General features: G+C 35.5%; 17 protein-coding genes and 2 pseudogenes. 7 read left to right on the top strand and 12 right to left on the bottom strand.

The genetic code is table 11. The features are described 5' to 3' along the window. Positions 1 to 8: 8 nt before the first annotated feature. Positions 9 to 956 carry a 3'-5' exonuclease gene (locus AC3WVZ_RS16555; protein ID WP_061457590.1) on the bottom strand — a complete coding sequence of 316 codons (948 nt, stop codon included), beginning with the start codon at positions 954 to 956 and terminating at the stop codon, positions 9 to 11. Positions 957 to 1,071: 115 nt separating this feature from the next. Beyond that, a complete protein-coding gene (locus AC3WVZ_RS16560) occupies positions 1,072 to 1,647 on the bottom strand; it encodes a redoxin domain-containing protein (protein WP_000269082.1) in 576 nt (191 codons plus the stop codon). A 195-nt stretch (positions 1,648 to 1,842) separates the two neighbouring features. On the opposite strand from AC3WVZ_RS16560, the gene AC3WVZ_RS16565 reads away from it, so the two are divergent. Continuing rightward, positions 1,843 to 2,058 (top strand): hypothetical protein, encoded by a 216-nt coding sequence (locus tag AC3WVZ_RS16565; RefSeq protein WP_001047911.1) that lies wholly within the window; start codon positions 1,843 to 1,845, stop codon positions 2,056 to 2,058. A gap of 11 nt (positions 2,059 to 2,069) precedes the next feature. After that, a complete protein-coding gene (locus tag AC3WVZ_RS16570; protein ID WP_072770202.1) occupies positions 2,070 to 2,402 on the top strand; it encodes a YmzC family protein in 333 nt (110 codons plus the stop codon). A 22-nt stretch (positions 2,403 to 2,424) separates the two neighbouring features. Here AC3WVZ_RS16570 and AC3WVZ_RS16575 read toward each other — a convergent pair. Both AC3WVZ_RS16575 and acnA read right to left on the bottom strand, forming a co-directional pair. Then, positions 2,425 to 4,084 (bottom strand): annotated as a pseudogene (locus tag AC3WVZ_RS16575) (ABC transporter ATP-binding protein). A 117-nt stretch (positions 4,085 to 4,201) separates the two neighbouring features. Further along, positions 4,202 to 6,925, bottom strand: coding sequence for an aconitate hydratase AcnA (acnA, locus tag AC3WVZ_RS16580; protein ID WP_000238565.1), 2,724 nt, complete (start codon positions 6,923 to 6,925; stop codon positions 4,202 to 4,204). A 291-nt stretch (positions 6,926 to 7,216) separates the two neighbouring features. Between acnA and sspO the strand changes: the two genes are divergently transcribed. Further along, positions 7,217 to 7,366: a small acid-soluble spore protein SspO gene (sspO, locus tag AC3WVZ_RS16585; RefSeq protein WP_000518051.1), complete on the top strand. Its 150-nt coding sequence runs from the start codon at positions 7,217 to 7,219 to the stop codon at positions 7,364 to 7,366. Between the two features lie 41 nt (positions 7,367 to 7,407). On the opposite strand, the gene pdaB is transcribed toward sspO, so the two are convergent. After that, the gene (pdaB, locus tag AC3WVZ_RS16590) at positions 7,408 to 8,133 is read right to left on the bottom strand and encodes a polysaccharide deacetylase family sporulation protein PdaB (RefSeq protein WP_002041622.1); all 726 of its coding nucleotides are present in this window, start codon (positions 8,131 to 8,133) and stop codon (positions 7,408 to 7,410) included. A 46-nt stretch (positions 8,134 to 8,179) separates the two neighbouring features. Beyond that, positions 8,180 to 8,440 carry a hypothetical protein gene (locus tag AC3WVZ_RS16595; RefSeq protein ID WP_233935161.1) on the bottom strand — a complete coding sequence of 87 codons (261 nt, stop codon included), beginning with the start codon at positions 8,438 to 8,440 and terminating at the stop codon, positions 8,180 to 8,182. Positions 8,441 to 8,559: 119 nt separating this feature from the next. Between AC3WVZ_RS16595 and AC3WVZ_RS16600 the strand changes: the two genes are divergently transcribed. Both AC3WVZ_RS16600 and AC3WVZ_RS16605 read left to right on the top strand, forming a co-directional pair. Further along, complete coding sequence (locus AC3WVZ_RS16600) at positions 8,560 to 8,682, top strand: small acid-soluble spore protein P (RefSeq protein WP_000517649.1); 123 nt, start codon at positions 8,560 to 8,562, stop codon at positions 8,680 to 8,682. 124 nt (positions 8,683 to 8,806) lie between these two features. Next, positions 8,807 to 8,986 (top strand): annotated as a pseudogene (locus AC3WVZ_RS16605) (Hsp20/alpha crystallin family protein); the annotation flags it as partial. Between the two features lie 96 nt (positions 8,987 to 9,082). Here the strand turns inward: AC3WVZ_RS16605 and AC3WVZ_RS16610 are convergent. Both AC3WVZ_RS16610 and AC3WVZ_RS16615 read right to left on the bottom strand, forming a co-directional pair. Continuing rightward, complete coding sequence (locus tag AC3WVZ_RS16610) at positions 9,083 to 10,321, bottom strand: MDR family MFS transporter (RefSeq protein WP_233935164.1); 1,239 nt, start codon at positions 10,319 to 10,321, stop codon at positions 9,083 to 9,085. Positions 10,322 to 10,388: 67 nt separating this feature from the next. Then, positions 10,389 to 10,796 carry a hypothetical protein gene (locus AC3WVZ_RS16615; RefSeq protein ID WP_000965149.1) on the bottom strand — a complete coding sequence of 136 codons (408 nt, stop codon included), beginning with the start codon at positions 10,794 to 10,796 and terminating at the stop codon, positions 10,389 to 10,391. Between the two features lie 137 nt (positions 10,797 to 10,933). On the opposite strand from AC3WVZ_RS16615, the gene AC3WVZ_RS16620 reads away from it, so the two are divergent. Beyond that, positions 10,934 to 12,136 carry an alanyl-tRNA editing protein gene (locus tag AC3WVZ_RS16620; protein WP_233935165.1) on the top strand — a complete coding sequence of 401 codons (1,203 nt, stop codon included), beginning with the start codon at positions 10,934 to 10,936 and terminating at the stop codon, positions 12,134 to 12,136. A 43-nt stretch (positions 12,137 to 12,179) separates the two neighbouring features. Here AC3WVZ_RS16620 and AC3WVZ_RS16625 read toward each other — a convergent pair whose 3' ends face one another. Further along, the gene (locus AC3WVZ_RS16625; protein ID WP_000432568.1) at positions 12,180 to 12,623 is read right to left on the bottom strand and encodes an NUDIX hydrolase; all 444 of its coding nucleotides are present in this window, start codon (positions 12,621 to 12,623) and stop codon (positions 12,180 to 12,182) included. A gap of 104 nt (positions 12,624 to 12,727) precedes the next feature. On the opposite strand from AC3WVZ_RS16625, the gene AC3WVZ_RS16630 reads away from it, so the two are divergent. Then, a complete protein-coding gene (locus AC3WVZ_RS16630) occupies positions 12,728 to 13,309 on the top strand; it encodes a DUF6434 domain-containing protein (protein WP_063220554.1) in 582 nt (193 codons plus the stop codon). Between the two features lie 8 nt (positions 13,310 to 13,317). On the opposite strand, the gene AC3WVZ_RS16635 is transcribed toward AC3WVZ_RS16630, so the two are convergent. From AC3WVZ_RS16635 to AC3WVZ_RS16645, 3 genes are all read right to left on the bottom strand, one after another. Further along, positions 13,318 to 14,409, bottom strand: a complete 1,092-nt coding sequence (locus AC3WVZ_RS16635; RefSeq protein WP_063220555.1) for an acetyl-CoA C-acyltransferase — start codon at positions 14,407 to 14,409, stop codon at positions 13,318 to 13,320. Beyond that, a complete protein-coding gene (locus AC3WVZ_RS16640) occupies positions 14,402 to 15,865 on the bottom strand; it encodes an acyl-CoA synthetase (RefSeq protein WP_063220556.1) in 1,464 nt (487 codons plus the stop codon). The genes AC3WVZ_RS16635 and AC3WVZ_RS16640 overlap by 8 nt, the downstream gene beginning before the upstream one ends. Before the next feature lie 66 nt (positions 15,866 to 15,931). Next, positions 15,932 to 16,507 carry a biotin transporter BioY gene (locus AC3WVZ_RS16645; protein ID WP_001093334.1) on the bottom strand — a complete coding sequence of 192 codons (576 nt, stop codon included), beginning with the start codon at positions 16,505 to 16,507 and terminating at the stop codon, positions 15,932 to 15,934. Positions 16,508 to 16,624 lie beyond the last annotated feature (117 nt).

The following is a 16,624-nucleotide window of genomic DNA, read 5'->3' on the forward strand; positions in this document are numbered from 1 at the left end:
GGAGTTTTTTATACCATAATATTTAAATACTCTTTCAACTTTTCATCTGCATTCATTTCATTTTCTTTATAATCATGAAGCGCCTGTAATACAAAATCATACTGCTCTAAAATATAACTTTCTAATCTCATAACATCCTCTAAGCTATTAAGCATAATTCTCGTATTACCAACTTCACTTTTTAACGCTGGTTCACATTTTAAGCTTGTACATATTTCTTTCACATCTTCTTCTAATATCTCTGTTAATACATATTTCTTTCGTCCTTTTACCTTTACTCTCATAACTGGATAAAAAGCTTTTATATCTAAATAACTTCCTACGTTCATACAACGTAGCCATTCTACATTACGTTTATTACATGCAAGTATTTCTTTCACCGCTTCATATACCGCAGTTTCATCAAGCATAACCTTATTTACTTTTCGTTTCCCTTCTTCTTCAATAGCTGCACACTTTTGATAAACAGCAGCACACGTAATGCAATCGTCAAATGCATTATGAGAGCTTAAACGAATTCCAAGCATTCGCTTTAACGTTTCAAGTTTATGATTAGGCGCATGCTTCATGTATTTCTTCGCTAAAAATACAGTATCAATTACTTTATTTTTAGGTTCAGGCAACCCAAGCATATTTACATTACTTTTCAAAAAGCGCATATCAAAAGAAGCATTATGGGCCACAATAACATTTGTATGTAAAAATGCTAAAAATAAAGGTAATACCTCTTCAATCGTCGGTGCATCTGAAACACGATAATTGGTAATACCGGTTAAACTCGTTATTCGGTCCGGAATTGGCCGCTCTGGATTCACGTATGAAACAAATTGATCTACGAGTTCATGATTACGATATTTCACCGCTGCAACTTGAATAATTTTATCATTATAAGGGTTAAATCCTGTTGTTTCAAAATCAATTACAACATAATCTAACGGTAAGGATACATTCCCCACTCCATACACTCCTTTATCTCTAAACGATTATATTTCTTACATCATATCATGAAGTTATTACTACTTGAAAAAGAAAAGGCAGAAATGGGAACTCTCCCCCTCTACCTTTTCACCATTATTTTAATTTAGCAACCCTTTTCTCCATCTCTTTTTGCGTCATCGGCCCAATAAACTTATCTTGAATGACACCTTTTGTATCTATAAAATACGAAGTTGGAATCGTAATTACTTTATACGCTGTTGTCACATCAATGTTCTTGTCCAATAAAATAGGAAAAGTAATTCCTTTTTCTTTAGCAAAATTGCTTACCTTTTCTGCCCCCCCACCTTTTTCTGAAGGCGTATAGTTGATTGCTAAAATTTCTACGTTTTCTTTATGTTCTTTATAGAAAGCCTCCATATCCGGCATTTCTTGTTGGCAAGGTCCACACCACGTTGCCCAAAAGTTTAAAATCACTTTCTTTCCTTTTAAATCTGATAGCTTTACATTCGTTCCATCTAACTTCGTTAATTCGAAGTCTGGTGCACTCTTCCCTATTTCAATACCATTCCTTGCAATAATCTCTTTCATCGCAGCTTCACTTTTTTCTTGCTTCACTTTTACCGCCTGCTCTTTATTACCAAACTGTTCATAAGCTGCATATCCCGCTAAACAAAGTAACACTACAATAATCGTAAGCTTCCGCCACATTTTATATCACCCTAACGTATTATCTTCTTTTAACACATTCATCAAAATACTATATACCTTATTTTAGCTTATACGGACAAGCTTGGAAATATTCACATTCTAAATAATCAGAATTTTTATAACTGCGATGAAATATTTACCTTTCCATCATATAATTAGAAATAAATATAATATTTTACAATGAAAGGAGCTCTCATGAATTTATTTGAAAAAATACTTCTATATATTCTTAGTTTTATATTTTCCCCAATCGGAATTATCACATGGATTATCTCACTATTTAGTAAAGACCCTGAAAAAAAACAAGTTGGACGTATTTGTCTCTATATCGCTTTAATTTCATTTATCCTGTTAGCAGGCCTCGGTGTTCTTACTTTCTTCACGACGACCACCATCACTACTACAGAATAATTATAGAAAGGATGACTGTTTTGGGAGAACATCCAATTTGCAAAGAACTTCGATATATACGAATATATTTAGTTGTTTTAGTGATTGTTCTTTTATTTTTTAACGGCAAACAAGTCGTTGAAATTTCTACAAATCACGATTCTATAGAAAATGTTTCGACCAGTAATATGACACAGGTTGCTGAAAATACATTTGCCATTCAAGAATATAATCCATCTCTAAGTAGCGAACATACGGTCAAAATTTTCAAATATAATCCAGATACAAACCAACTGACTCTAATGAAAGAGTTTAGTACTAACGATACTGAATCTTATACGTATCAACTTAATAAGAATGAATAAAGATAAGAGCATTATGTCGCTCTTATCTTTTTATTAACATCTTTTTGAAAAATGATTTATATGTTAATAACTCTCTAGGATCCCCACATTCCACAACAATTCCATTATTCATGACAACAACCCAATCCGCTATCATCGCCCTCTCGACATCATGTGTTGCCACAATTCTCGTTACATCGCTTCCTAGTTCTTCTATCATATTCCAAAAAAATTCTTGATTGTTCGGATCTAATCCCGCGGTCGGTTCATCTAAAATAATAAGATGAGGCTTTGAAACAATTGCTCGCAATAATGCAAGGCGTTTTCTTTCTCCCCCTGAAAACTCTTCACCGCTTTTATGTAGTACAGTTTGAAGACCTTCAGGTAACCCCCTAATAATCGGCGTTACATTGACAAGTTCAGCATTTTTTTCTAACTCGTTTTCTAGCCTCTCTTCCCCAAAATACATATTCTCTTTTACTGTCACCCGAAAGAAACGAGGTTCTTGCCACACTGCAGTCAATTGAGCCTCATTTCCATAATAAGTAATGCTACCGTTAGATGGTTTATACAAACCTGTCATTAATTTTAAAAGCGTCGTTTTTCCTGCACCACTTTCTTCCTACAATCATAACGAGTTCACCAGGTTGAATTTGCAAATCAATATTATGAATTCTACATTTCTCTTCATTATTTTCCTGAAATGAGACATTTGTTATTATCATCCCCATCGCTCTTTCTACATTACTATCTGCCACTCTTTTATCAAAAAAGGAAAAAACTCTATTTGCCGAAGCGACTGCAACTTGTGTCATCATTAATAAATCGCCCACATAACGGACTGGGAAAAAGAGCATCTCAATTGTCGCTAACACTGCAATGAGTGAACCAACTTCTATTTCTCTCCTCATTATTTTTTGTGCACCTATAATGAGAACAAGGATATATGCTCCTGTTTCAATCACCGTTCCAACTACTCCAATACAATGTTGCATCATCGTCTTCTTTACTTCCGATTTATACGATTGTGCCGTTACTCTTTTAAATAAGCGAATTGCCCATTTTTCTTTTTGTAAACTCCGCAAATCTTGTATTCCCTTTACAAACTGTGACACCATCTCTACAACACTTGAGTGATTTTTTTGAGCAACGCTTGCGATATTTCTTACCTTTTCCCCAAACAACATCGGAACCGTTGCACTTAAAAATAAAAACGGAGTTATCCACAATATGAACTGTATATCTATATGTTGTAGTGCTATGAACGCACCTATAAATTGCGCAATGGCATGTATATATTCTATTAATATAGAGCCATATAACCTGACCCAGTTCGGAATATCAGACACGACCAAAGTTTCTAACTCTCCTTGCTTAATCTTCTCACTCTCTTCAAACGGTAATGAGAAATAGTGACGCAATAATTCTATACGTTTCGTTTGTAATATACGTTGACTGGCTTTTGAGCTTATATAATCAAATAAAAGATTGTTCGTCCACATTAAAAAGCGAATACCCGCAAACAAAGCTATATATAAATACGTACCTTTTAGCTCCCTTTGAATAAGATTGTCTACAATTAATCCCATGAAAATTGGGCGTGATAAATTTAAAATGGCAGCAATTATCCCACTACATACAGCTGCCAGTACTAATATTTTCTCTTTTCGTAACGGCAACAATATTCTTTTATATTCTTTCATGACTTTCCCTCCACTTTTCGTAGTAAAAAGAAAGGGATGAAACCAAATGGTTTCATCCCTTTCCATAAAATAAGGAAGCTAACAATTGTTAGCTTCCTTATCATTCATTTCAATTGTTTAGTTCGACACTTTTGACTCTTCAATTTTCTCACGAAGAACCATTTGCAGAATACCACCGTGACGGTAGTAATCAATTTCAACTTCACTATCGAAACGAGCTACTACTTCAAATTGTTTTTCGTTGCCATCTGCATCAGTTGCAACTACTTTTACAAGATCGCGCGGTCTAACTGTTTTGTCGATTTGAATTTCAAATGACTCGTTACCAACAAGACCTAACGTTTCAGCACTTTCGCCATCTTTAAATTGAAGTGGTAGTACACCCATTAACACTAAGTTACTGCGGTGAATACGTTCGAAGCTTTCTGCGATTACTGCTTTAATACCTAATAAGTTAGTACCTTTCGCAGCCCAGTCACGAGAACTTCCCATACCGTAATCTTTACCAGCAACAACTAGAAGACCTGTTCCATCTTCCTTATATTTCATAGCAGCATCATAGATAGATGTTACTTCACCAGTTGGCCAATATGTTGTATATCCGCCTTCTGTTCCTGGTGCGATTTGGTTTTTAATACGGATGTTCGCGAATGTACCACGCATCATAACTTCATGGTTACCACGACGAGAACCGTAAGAGTTAAAGTCAACTGGTTGTACGCCGTTTTCTAATAAGTAGCGTCCAGCTGGTGTATGCTTACCGATTGAACCTGCTGGTGAAATGTGGTCTGTCGTTACAGAGTCACCAAATTTACCAACTACGCGTAGGCCTGATAATGTTTCAACTTCACCTGGCTCTTTAGATAAACCTTCAAAGAATGGTGGGTTTTGAATATATGTTGAATCATTATCCCAAGTATATAAAGCTTCGTTTGAAGTTTGGATTTCATTCCAGCGCTCATTGCTGTTAAATACTTGTGCATATTCTTTCTTGAACAGTTCAGATGTAACAACGCTTTGAACTACATCTTCAATTTCTTTAGCTGATGGCCAAATATCGTTGAAGTAAACAGCATTGCCATTTGCATCTTTACCGATTTCATCATTTTTCAGGTCAATATCAACAGTACCTGCAAGTGCATATGCCACAACAAGTGGTGGTGATGCTAAGTAGTTTGCTTTTACAAGTGGATGAATACGACCTTCAAAGTTACGGTTACCAGATAAAACAGATGTTACTAGTAAGTCGTTTGCTGCGATTGCTTCTTCTAATTCTGGCGCTAATGGACCAGAGTTACCGATACAAGTCGTACAGCCGTAACCAACTGTTTGGAAACCTAATTGATCTAAATATGTTGTTAAACCAGACTTATCTAAGTACTCTGTAACAACTTTAGATCCTGGTGCTAATGATGTTTTTACGTACTCAGGTACTACAAGTCCTTTTTCAATTGCTTTCTTCGCAACTAGACCTGCTCCAATTAATACGTATGGGTTTGATGTATTTGTACAGCTTGTAATTGCTGCGATTGCAATTGCACCTGTTTTCATCGTTACTTCTTTATCTTCTAATGTAACCTTCACTTCTTTATCGAACTCTTGCTCATTAAATCCAAGTCCTTGTGTTCCAACTGGTGCTACAACAGCTTTGTGGAACGCATCTTTCATATCTGAAAGTGGAATTAAATCTTGTGGGCGTTTCGGTCCAGAAAGGTTAGATTCAATTGTATTTAAATCAATTTCAACAAGATCAGTGTAAATTGGATCTTTGCTGTCTGCTGTATAGAATAAGCCGTTCGCTTTACAGTATTCTTCAACAACGCGAATTTGTTCTTCATCTCTACCTGTTAAACGTAAGTATTCTAATGAAATATCATCGATTGGGAAGAATCCACAAGTTGCGCCATATTCTGGTGCCATGTTTGAAATTGTTGCACGGTCAGCTAAAGGCATGCTCTTTAGTCCATTACCGAAGAACTCAACGAATTTACCAACTACACCTTTTTGACGTAATACTTGTGTTACTTTTAATGCAACGTCAGTTGCTGTAGTACCACTTGGAAGTGTACCAGTTAATTTTACACCGATTACTTCAGGTACTGGGAAGTATGAAGGCTGTCCAAGCATTCCTGCTTCTGCTTCAATACCACCAACGCCCCAACCAAGAACGCCGATACCGTTAATCATTGTTGTATGTGAGTCTGTTCCAACTAATGAATCTGGGTATGCAACTAAGTCACCTTCAGCATTTTTCACCGCGTGAACAACTGGTGCTAAATATTCAAGGTTTACTTGGTGGACAATACCTGTAGCTGGTGGAACTGCTCGGTAGTTATCAAATGATTTTTGTGCCCAGCTTAAAAATTTATAACGTTCTTCATTACGTTTAAACTCTAAGTCCATGTTGAATGCAAGCGCGTCTGCCGTACCCGCTCTATCAACCTGTACAGAGTGATCGATTACAAGGTCTACAGTAATTTCCGGATTAATTTTATCAGGATCCCCACCCATGTCTGCCATTGCTTTACGAAGCGAAGCCAAATCAACAACAGCTGGAACACCAGTGAAATCTTGTAAAATTACACGAGATGGTTTAAATGGAACATCGATATCTTGCACATCTTTCGTTCCCCATTTCGCTAAATTTGTAACATGCTCTTCTGTGATTACACGTCCGTCTACTTGACGAAGTACTGATTCAAGTAAAACTTTCACGGAATATGGTAATTGAGATACGTTGCCAACCCCTGCGTTTTCAAGCGCTTTCAAATCATAATAATGATACGTTTTTCCATCTACTTCAAAAGTTGCGCGTGATTGAAATGGATTATGTTTGACCATTATGTTTCCCCCCTGTTAAACGTGACTAAGTTGTCTGAATATAAAATGTAGACAAACTTTTCAATACCTTACGATAATATCTTATTACAACTTTCTAAATAAGTAAATAATAAGAAACTTATAGATTATCATAAGTTTTCTTTATGTTTCTAAATTTGAATAGTGTTCATGTTCCTTATGAATACTATTACCATAAAGTAAAGTGCTCTATTAGCGCTTTCTTTACAGTTCATACATACTATGAACTGCTCATCATGCAACTTACAAAAAAAGTTATAGAGGTGAAATAAAATGGGTAAAAGAAAAGCAAATCATACTATTTCAGGAATGAATGCGGCATCTGCACAAGGACAAGGTGCTGGTTATAACGAAGAGTTTGCAAATGAAAACTTAACTGCTGCAGAACGACAAAATAATAAGAAACGCAAAAAGAACCAGTAACGAAAAATCCCAAAAGGAGCATTCACCTTTTGGGATTTTTTCTAATGTTTATAACGTAACAATTCCGAAACCGTTACAAATCGATAGCCCTGCTTTTTCAGTTCAGGTAAAATTTTTGCTAGCGCTGCTACTGTTTGACTACGATTATTTCCCCCATCATGTAACAATACAATATCACCACTTTTTGCATTTTTCACTACATGATTTACAATGGATTCAACCCCTGGATTTGCCCAATCACGTGGATCTTGATGCCACGACCATAGAACAGTTTGATAACCAGCTTCTTTCGCTGTTTTAAATACAGCATCGTTAATATATCCACCCGGTGGACGGAATAGCAAAGGTTCTTTCACCCATTTTTCGAAAAATTTCTTTCCATCTAAAATATCATTTTCTAATTTTTCATCTGATGAATTACTCGCATACAAATGATTCATCGTATGATTTCCAATTTCATGTCCCTCTTTTAACACTTGTTTCACTAAATATGGATTACGCTGAACCCGAAATCCAATCATAAAAAATGTCGCTTCTGCTTTATATTGACGTAATAAATTTAAAATTTGTGGTGTATAAGTTGGATCCGGTCCATCATCAAATGTAATAGCAATAATCTTTTCATTATTAGGTACTTCCCATGTTACATAGCCAGTTGGTTCTAGCTCTTTTCTGAGCAACATTTTCGCTTCCACTTTTTCAACTTGAAATATATGTACTGCGCATAATAAAGAAAAAACGAGTAGAAAAATTTTCTGTTTTAGCATAATATTCGTTAAAGTAATGAGGTTGTCGAATACACAACAACCTCATTTACTTTTCTAATTGATCTACATGCTGCATAATATTTTGAAGGTTATTTTCGTATTGCTCAAGTTGTGGGCGTTGTGTTTCTGAAGCTACTTCTAGTGCATTTTGAATTTGTTCATACGCTTCCTGAACCTCTTGGCGTAATTCTTTTAAATCATGACCGTAGTTTGGATCATTTTTTACAATGTTGTTAAATGCATTTTCTGCTTGTGTAACACCTTGCTGAGCTGCTTGGAACGCTTGTTGTTTATCTTTATATGGCATTATATAATCCCCTTTCCATAATAGTTAGTCCCATTTATCTTTACCTTTTTTTCTAAAAACATTCTCGTATAAATTTGCAAACTTCTCTCATTCTAAAGAGGAAGGAGGTGTCACATACAATGGGAAAAAACAATCGTGAAGCGAAAGAAAAAAAAGGACAACCTGAACCATTAAGCGGATCTCATAAAGTAAAAAACCGTAACCATTCACGCCAAAAACATCATGCGCATCATGATATGTAAAACAAAAAGTGCACACTAGCTATCTTTTCCACATACAATGTTTATATTTTTCCATTTATTCTTCACCCCTACTTCATTCATGCATAACATAGTATGAATTGAGATTTTACGGAGGGTGTCTTACATGGGCAAGAAAAAGAAGGATTGTCTTTTTCATGTTGATGGTTTCGAAGAATGGATGGATCAATTTTGTTCTGACTCTTGTAGTAACTTTAGTTTCCCAAATCAAATTCATATTGACCTTTGCGAAACGGAACAAGAATACATTTTGGAAACAGATGTACCAAATGTAACTGAACAAAATAATGAAGTTGCTGATAAGCATGAAAAGAAAGTTCTTTTTTTAAATTAAGAGTTAATATAATACACACTAAGCCCCAGTTGGTTACTGGGGCTTATGTTATTTCGCATGCATTTCTATATTAGAATTTCTATCATATCTTTTTTTCGATAAACCTTTTGTAACTAAAAGCACAGGAAATGCCACAGTTGAAAATATAGCTAGTGCTGAAAATATTGCAAACCCATTTTGGTACCCGTAGTAATCGAGAAGTACTCCTCCAAACCATGGACCTATTACTGCTCCAATTCCCGAGAAACCCATCGCACCGAAGTATGTTCCTTTTAGATGCGCAACAGCAATATCATCAATAAATACATCCGTCATTGAAAACATTAAGACTTCTCCAATTGTAAAAATAATTGTACAGACGGCAGCACCTAGCATAGATTCTACTACTCCAAATCCAAACAATCCTCCGCTCACAAATAAAGTTCCAACCATAATGGATGCTAATGGTGTGTATTTTTTGCACATTTGAATAACAGGGTATTGGATAATCACTACAACAATTGCATTTAAAGCGAGCATATATGAGAATAGCTTCACTCCATCCTCAAATATATGTGCATTTGCAAAATATTGAGATACTGTCGTCGTTAAATGTGAAAAACCGCAATTACTCAAAATAATACCGACTAAAGCAACTAAAAATACTATATCTTTTCGCAATATACGCATTGCATTTAACATTGTAACAGGTTTTTCTGTACTCACTTTCTTTTTTTCCATTGGATACTTCTTAAATTGGAACGCTAATATAGCTGTATATAGAATATATACCCCAGCTGCTATTAAAAAAGGAATTGTTGATTTTGCACTTCCAATCTGTAATCCAACAATTGGTCCAATAGCAACTCCAACATTTATTGCACCGTATCGTAAGTTATAGACGAGTAACCAATACTCAGGCTTTGTTAAATCTGATAATAATGCTCTTGATGTTGGCTCAAAAAACGACCTACATAATCCATTTAAAGCGTTTAATAAAAAGAAACTTAAAACATGATCCGCAAGTGAAAAACCTATAAACACAAAAATCCAAACGATCATGGACCAGAGCATAATCCTTTTCCGGCCAAATCGATCTGATAAATTCCCTCCGATAAAACTAGCAAAAACACCAACAAGTGCACTCGTTCCGATAATAGCACCAGTCATTCCAGCTGATACACCTTTAACAGTCGTTAAATAAATCGCTAAAAAAGGGATACTCATTGAAGTTGCAAACCTAGCAAACAATGTCCCTAAAATAATACTCATTCCAAGCGGATGAATATGCTGTAACTTCCCCTTCATCGTTAAACCTACTCTCTCTATTTTCACAAAAAAAAGAAAGCAAAGGATCTGCTTTCTTTTCCTTTTTCTATACTTGAGCTGTTGATACCCGAGTTGTTCTCGTTATGTCCATATCAATTCCATATGTGAACTGTAATTCTTTACACACATCTTTAATTAAGATTGCGACATTATACTTTTCATTAAATTGTAAAACTATGTTTTCTACTTCTTCATATGTATACTTATATTCCCCTGTAATGACACTTTTTAGATCAAAGCATTCGTTAATACAAAGTTGTACAAGTAGCTGGTCATATTTCTCTATTACATCTTCTTTCTTCCAAAGTAACTCTTTTACATATAACCGATCAAACTTCACACTTTCTCGATTACAATCCGTTAAAATCCGGGTCATTTCATTTAATTCTCGATATAATTCAGAAATATTTCTGCTTAAACTAAGCAGTTTATCTACGCCGTTTTCATATAACATATTCATTCCACCCCCGCATTTTCTTTTTCTTATTATAGCAAGAAAATTCTAAAAATAGTTTCTTTCTTCTGAAATATTAGGAAACTAATTTCAATTGCTTTACAATGAAACTAGTTAATGCGAGAGGAGAAAGAAAATTGGAGCACAAATTATATTACACTGACGCTTATAAGCAAGACTTTACTACTAAAATTATAAAGCAAGATTATGATAAAGACGGTAACTTATACGTTGTTTTGAATGAAACAGCATTTTATCCGACAGGTGGCGGACAACCATATGATACTGGTACATTAAATGATATCAATGTAATCAATGTAGAAGAGATAAACGGAGAAATTCGTCATTACATTGCAGAACAATTACATACAGAAGACGTAGAAGGTAAAATCAATTGGGAGCGCCGTTTTGATCATATGCAGCAACATGCGGCTCAGCACATTTTATCTGCTGCCTTTTGGGACCATTTTAACATACCTACAATTGGATTCCATCTTGGTAAAGAAACAGTAACAATTGATTTAGAAACAGAAAATCTTCATGCAGAAACGGTTGAAAAAGCAATACAAATTGCAAACAAAATTGTTTTTCAAAACCATCCAATCCGCATCCAGTGGATGAACTTAGAAGAAGCGAAAACGTTGCCCCTTCGTAAAGAACCGACTATGACAGAAAATATACGCGTTGTTATGATCGAAAACTTTGATTATAACGGCTGTGGCGGAACACACCCGAAACGTACTGGTGAAGTAGGTCCTATTCAAGTACTAGGATGGGAACGCAATAAAGGTTGCATACGACTAACGTTTATCGCTGGCTGGCGCACACTTAAATTAATAGGGCAGCAACAACAAATTATAAAGAATGTTTCCAAACAATTAAACAGTAGCGAAACTGATATTCCAACAAAAGTGGCGCAACTGCTTACTTCTCAAAAAGAAAACGAAAAAGCAATACAAACAATGAATGAAAAATTATTATTTGCAGAGGCAAATGAACTACTTCAACACCCTACGGAAATACATGCCGGCATACTTATTTCTAAAGTATTTACAAATCGTTCTATGCAAGAAATCGCAAAGCTTTCCGCTATTATTACAGAACAACAAGAGCATGCAATTACGTATTTCGTCATCGAAAATGATGACAAACTACAATGTATTCTCGCTTGCGGAAAATCAGTATCACTCGATATGAATGCTCTTTTAAAAGACGCTCTTCCTACAATCGAAGGAAAAGGTGGCGGAAATAAGAAGAGTGCTCGCGGTGGCGGGAAAGCAATTATGAGCGGAGATGAATTTTTAAATCAGCTTGTTTCTTCTTTACAGTCAGCAGTTTAAAACATGTTATGAAGGATAGCGAACGGCTATCCTTCCCCTATATTTACAGACCTATATTTTGTTTCAAACCTTGATAACTCCCTGCATTTACAAAACCTTCACTTATAAGATTGATAAAAGTTTCCGAAAAACCATAATGACTTAAATCTTTAATCGGCACCATTTGCACATCATGAATTGGATTATGATCAAACTCGTTAGAAGGTAGCATAATTTCACCTTCAATCCTTTTAAGCAAAAACGTTATATGTAATAAAGACGGGCGAGCATCTGGTTTATCACAAACATAGAGTAGCTTCTGAATGTTAACTTCTAACCCTGTCTCTTCTCTCATTTCTCGAATCATTGCTTCCTCTAACGTTTCGCCATTCTCTGCTCTTCCTCCAGGTAAAGACCAATTTCGATTAGCCACTTTTTGCTTTACTAGCAATACCTTTTCATCTTCAATTAAAATTCCTGTAACACGAACTTGCATTACATTTTCCATATGCAATCTCCTCTTCCCATTATATTTACAAATTAACCCTTCCATAAAAAGAACATATGTTTTATAATTGAAGAAAATTATGGAAGAAAGTAGTTGTTACATTCATGCGTCCACCTTTAACAAAGTCTATATCAATTGAAGATTTCCAAAACTATTATTGGCTAAAAGCAGAACTCCAAACATTTTGTCGTGAGAATGGGTTGCCAGCTAGTGGCTCTAAGATCGAAATAACCGAGCGTATCTCACATTATTTAACTACTGGTAAAATATTAAAAAACAGCTCTGTTCAAAAGGTGAGTAAAGCTTCCCTATCCTATAAAGACCTTTCTCTTCAAACGATTATTACTAACAATCACCGCTGTAGCGAAGATGTTCGTGCTTTTTTCAAAGAAAAAATCGGAACAAACTTCAGCTTTACAGTAGCTCTTCAAAAATTTTTCAAAGAGAATGTTGGAAAAACATATGAAGACGCGATAGCTTTTTGGCATGAAGAAAACGAACGAAAAAAAGACCCTACATACAAAACAACTATCGGTGCACAATTTGAATACAATCGCTTTACTCGTGACTTTTTCGAAGATCCAAATAATAAAGGGAAAGCAAAAGCTGATGCGATTGCTGCTTGGAACGAAATGAAAGCGAAGCCTGGTAGTAATGTTTATGTTCCTCAAAAAGTAGAAAACTAGTTACCTCGCTAGTCTTCTATTTTCTCAAATAATAGCGCCATCCCTATCCCGCCTCCAATTCCTAATGTAGCAATTCCATATTTCATAGACTCTCTTTGAGCCTGATAAAACAAACGTGTTACAAGCATAGCACCAGATGCACCGTACGGATGACCGAGCGCAATTGCTCCACCATTTACATTTACTTTTTCGTACGGAATTTGTAACTCTTTTGCGCAAGCAACAACTTTTGAGGCGAATGCTTCATTTATTTCAAAATAATCGATGTCCTCTACTTTTACATTCATTTCGTTTAATAATTTGTTCACCGCAAATATCGGACCAGTCCCTGGAAGCTTGGGATCCACTCCCACTACAGCACTACGAACGAAACGAAGGACAGGTTTATAACCTAACTTTCGAGCTTGTCCCTCTTCCATTACAAGAACAGCACATGCCCCATCATTTACACCACATGAATTACCTGCCGTCACTGTTCCATTTTGTAAAAATGCGGGCTTTGTTCTTTTAATGATTCGTTCATAATTCATTTCTGGCTTTATAGATTCATCTAATAATCCATTAAAAGAAAATATTTCATCATGTATATATCCTTTTTCTAACGCTTGCAGTGTCCGCTTATAACTAAGACAAGCATACTCGTCTTGCATTTCTCTCGTTATATTATAACGCTCCGCAACATATTCAGCCGCTACTCCCATGTCAGGATCACCAATTGTTTCAGGTGAAAATCGTGCTCTTTTTTGAAAAGGTGACGTACTTGTACTCTCTACTCCCCCGGCGATATAACACTTACCTGCCCCGCCTTGAATGAGATGACACGCAGTTCGAATTGCTTCTAAACCAGCACCACATTGCCGATCAATCGTTACACCAGGAATATGATAGCCAAGTCCCGCCTCTAAAGCAGATAGTCTCGCAACATTCCCTCCTGGCCCAACAACATTACCTAATATGACATCATCTATTTCCCTCTCAATCCCTTTACTTAAAAACGTAAGAAGCGGCGTTGCTAATTGCTGAACTTCATACTCTTTTAACATCCCATTCTTCTTACCAATAGGTGTTCTTTTCGCCTCTACAATAACTGCTCTATTCATATATTTTCTCCCGGTTTTCAATCATACTTTTTGCTTCCATACGAGCGATTTTCCCACTATTTGTATAAGGTATTCCATCTACAAAATGCCATTCTTTCGGTATTTTAAAAGAGGATAATCTCTGTAAGCAAAAACTCTTTAATTGTTGTTTCGTAGCACTTCCTTTTACAATCGCGACGGGCTTTTCACCCCAGTAACTATCTTTCACACCAATTACAACTATTTCATCGACAGCTGGGTGTTCATGTAATACACTTTCTATTTCTTCTGGATAAATATTGACTCCTCCAAATAAAATCATATTCTTCTCTCTACCAACAATATATATAAAGCCTTCTTCATCTTCATAGCCTACATCTCGCACTGTCATCCAACCTTCTGCATTCAACTCCCGTGTTAAAACCCCATCTATTATGTATCCCATAAAAAACTGATCACTTTTCACATAAACAGTTCCTATTTCACCTTTTTGTACTTCTTCGCCTGCTTCATTACATATTCGAACTTGCACATTATGACAAGGTTTTCCTACTGAATTTGGCCTTCTTTCGCTTTCTGCATCGACTAGTGCTGTTACAAAACTTAACTCTGATGCACCATAAAATTCATATCTTTTCGCATAAGGAAATATATTCTTTATTTTTTCTTTCGCTTCAGCTTCCCATTTCGCTCCTGACGAAATAATTTTCACTTTATTTTCTATTACTCTATTTTCTTTATATAAAGATTCAAGCATTGTCGGAACTGTATACATAACCGATATATTTTCAGTTTCTAACTTATCTAATACTTGATTCGGAATGAACTTTCTCATAATGTGCACTGTTTGTCCTACATATAATGCACTTATTGCCCCGTATAAGAAAAGAGAATGAACGAGCGTCCCAGCTATTAAAATTGAATCCTCCCTTTTCATATGAAAGTCATGTACATTACAATCAAAACTATGAACCCACGATTGTTGTGCACGTAAAAATGCCTTTGCTGTTCCTGTTGATCCTGATGTAAATCCCATATAAAAAGGAGCATGTTGTACACTTTCTACAGTGGAATATGTAGGAAGATATTTCTCTATCATTCTTTTCCACTCATCAATTTCAATTACTCTTCCTTCTTCATCCAATAGATCATTCACCTTATATCGTTCTGTCACAATCATATCCGGATTACTAATTTCAATTCTTTCTCTGAGCTCATCTTGTTTCCACTTTATATCTAACGGAACACAAACCCACCCGGCCATAGCGGCACCAGAAAATAGTTGTAAAAACTCTATACGATTTTCTAATAGGATTGCTATCGTTTTATTCTTCGATTTTTTTTCATTTAACCAGCTTGCTACTTTACAAACTGATTCAAACCACTCTTTATATGTTAAAACTCTATCATTTTCCTTTATCGCTATTTTATTCGGTTGTACAGAGGCATGCTTTTTATATTCTTTTGTAATCCCCATATGAGACGTCCTTTCTTTACAATAATAATAAAAAGAAACACGCAATTAACGTGTTTCTTCCCTTTATCATCCCGCATTTGTATATTTTCCATTCTTTAAAGCGGGCGTAATAATATGTTTCAATGAACGATGTAATTTTGTTACGAGAACTGCCGCAATAATTGCTTTTATACAATCCCCTGGTAAAAACACAGCACTCACTTTCATTGTCTCCCATACAGAAACATCCATTAAGAACGCTTGTACAGTAATACCAAATACATAAACTACGAAAATACCACCAATTATATTAATACATAATACTTTTATAATAGAAACTTCACGTAAACGCTCAATTAAATAACCAATAACAAACGCCCCAATGATGTAACCAAGTAAATATCCTGCACTTGGTCCAACAAATACACCAAGGCCACCGCGTCCACCAGCAAGCAATGGTGCTCCAACTCCTACAATAAGTAAGAAAATAAGCTGACTTAACGCACCTAGACGTGATCCTAACAACCCACCCGCAAGCATAACACCGAGTGATTGCAATGTAATTGGAACTGGTGTAATAGAAAGAGCAATCGGAGGTATTAACCCTAACACTCCCATAATAGAACTAAATAAAGCGACAAAAACTAAGTTTTTTGTATTCATATTTGCTTCTCCTATTTGTAAACTTAAAATTTATTTTAGGTAACATATCATAAAAATTATATTATCTTTCCACTCCTCTTTTGTCAACCATTAATGTATTAGAGTTTACAAATAGAA

It is taken from the genome of Bacillus sp. CPT56D-587-MTF (assembly GCF_058792335.1).

Bases quoted from the DNA above. Each gene is read 5' to 3' on its own strand.
- pdaB (WP_002041622.1), bottom strand. From the start codon at position 8,133: ATGCTAAAACAGAAAATTTTTCTACTCGTTTTTTCTTTATTATGCGCA.
- AC3WVZ_RS16630 (WP_063220554.1), top strand. From the start codon at position 12,728: ATGCGTCCACCTTTAACAAAGTCTATATCAATTGAAGATTTCCAAAAC.
- AC3WVZ_RS16570 (WP_072770202.1), top strand. From the start codon at position 2,070: ATGACTGTTTTGGGAGAACATCCAATTTGCAAAGAACTTCGATATATA.
- AC3WVZ_RS16640 (WP_063220556.1), bottom strand. From the start codon at position 15,865: ATGGGGATTACAAAAGAATATAAAAAGCATGCCTCTGTACAACCGAAT.
- AC3WVZ_RS16565 (WP_001047911.1), top strand. From the start codon at position 1,843: ATGAATTTATTTGAAAAAATACTTCTATATATTCTTAGTTTTATATTT.
- AC3WVZ_RS16560 (WP_000269082.1), bottom strand. From the start codon at position 1,647: ATGTGGCGGAAGCTTACGATTATTGTAGTGTTACTTTGTTTAGCGGGA.
- sspO (WP_000518051.1), top strand. From the start codon at position 7,217: ATGGGTAAAAGAAAAGCAAATCATACTATTTCAGGAATGAATGCGGCA.
- AC3WVZ_RS16635 (WP_063220555.1), bottom strand. From the start codon at position 14,409: ATGAATAGAGCAGTTATTGTAGAGGCGAAAAGAACACCTATTGGTAAG.
- AC3WVZ_RS16610 (WP_233935164.1), bottom strand. From the start codon at position 10,321: ATGAAGGGGAAGTTACAGCATATTCATCCGCTTGGAATGAGTATTATT.
- AC3WVZ_RS16595 (WP_233935161.1), bottom strand. From the start codon at position 8,440: ATGCCATATAAAGATAAACAACAAGCGTTCCAAGCAGCTCAGCAAGGT.
- AC3WVZ_RS16645 (WP_001093334.1), bottom strand. From the start codon at position 16,507: ATGAATACAAAAAACTTAGTTTTTGTCGCTTTATTTAGTTCTATTATG.
- AC3WVZ_RS16600 (WP_000517649.1), top strand. From the start codon at position 8,560: ATGGGAAAAAACAATCGTGAAGCGAAAGAAAAAAAAGGACAACCTGAA.
- AC3WVZ_RS16615 (WP_000965149.1), bottom strand. From the start codon at position 10,796: ATGTTATATGAAAACGGCGTAGATAAACTGCTTAGTTTAAGCAGAAAT.
- acnA (WP_000238565.1), bottom strand. From the start codon at position 6,925: ATGGTCAAACATAATCCATTTCAATCACGCGCAACTTTTGAAGTAGAT.
- AC3WVZ_RS16625 (WP_000432568.1), bottom strand. From the start codon at position 12,623: ATGGAAAATGTAATGCAAGTTCGTGTTACAGGAATTTTAATTGAAGAT.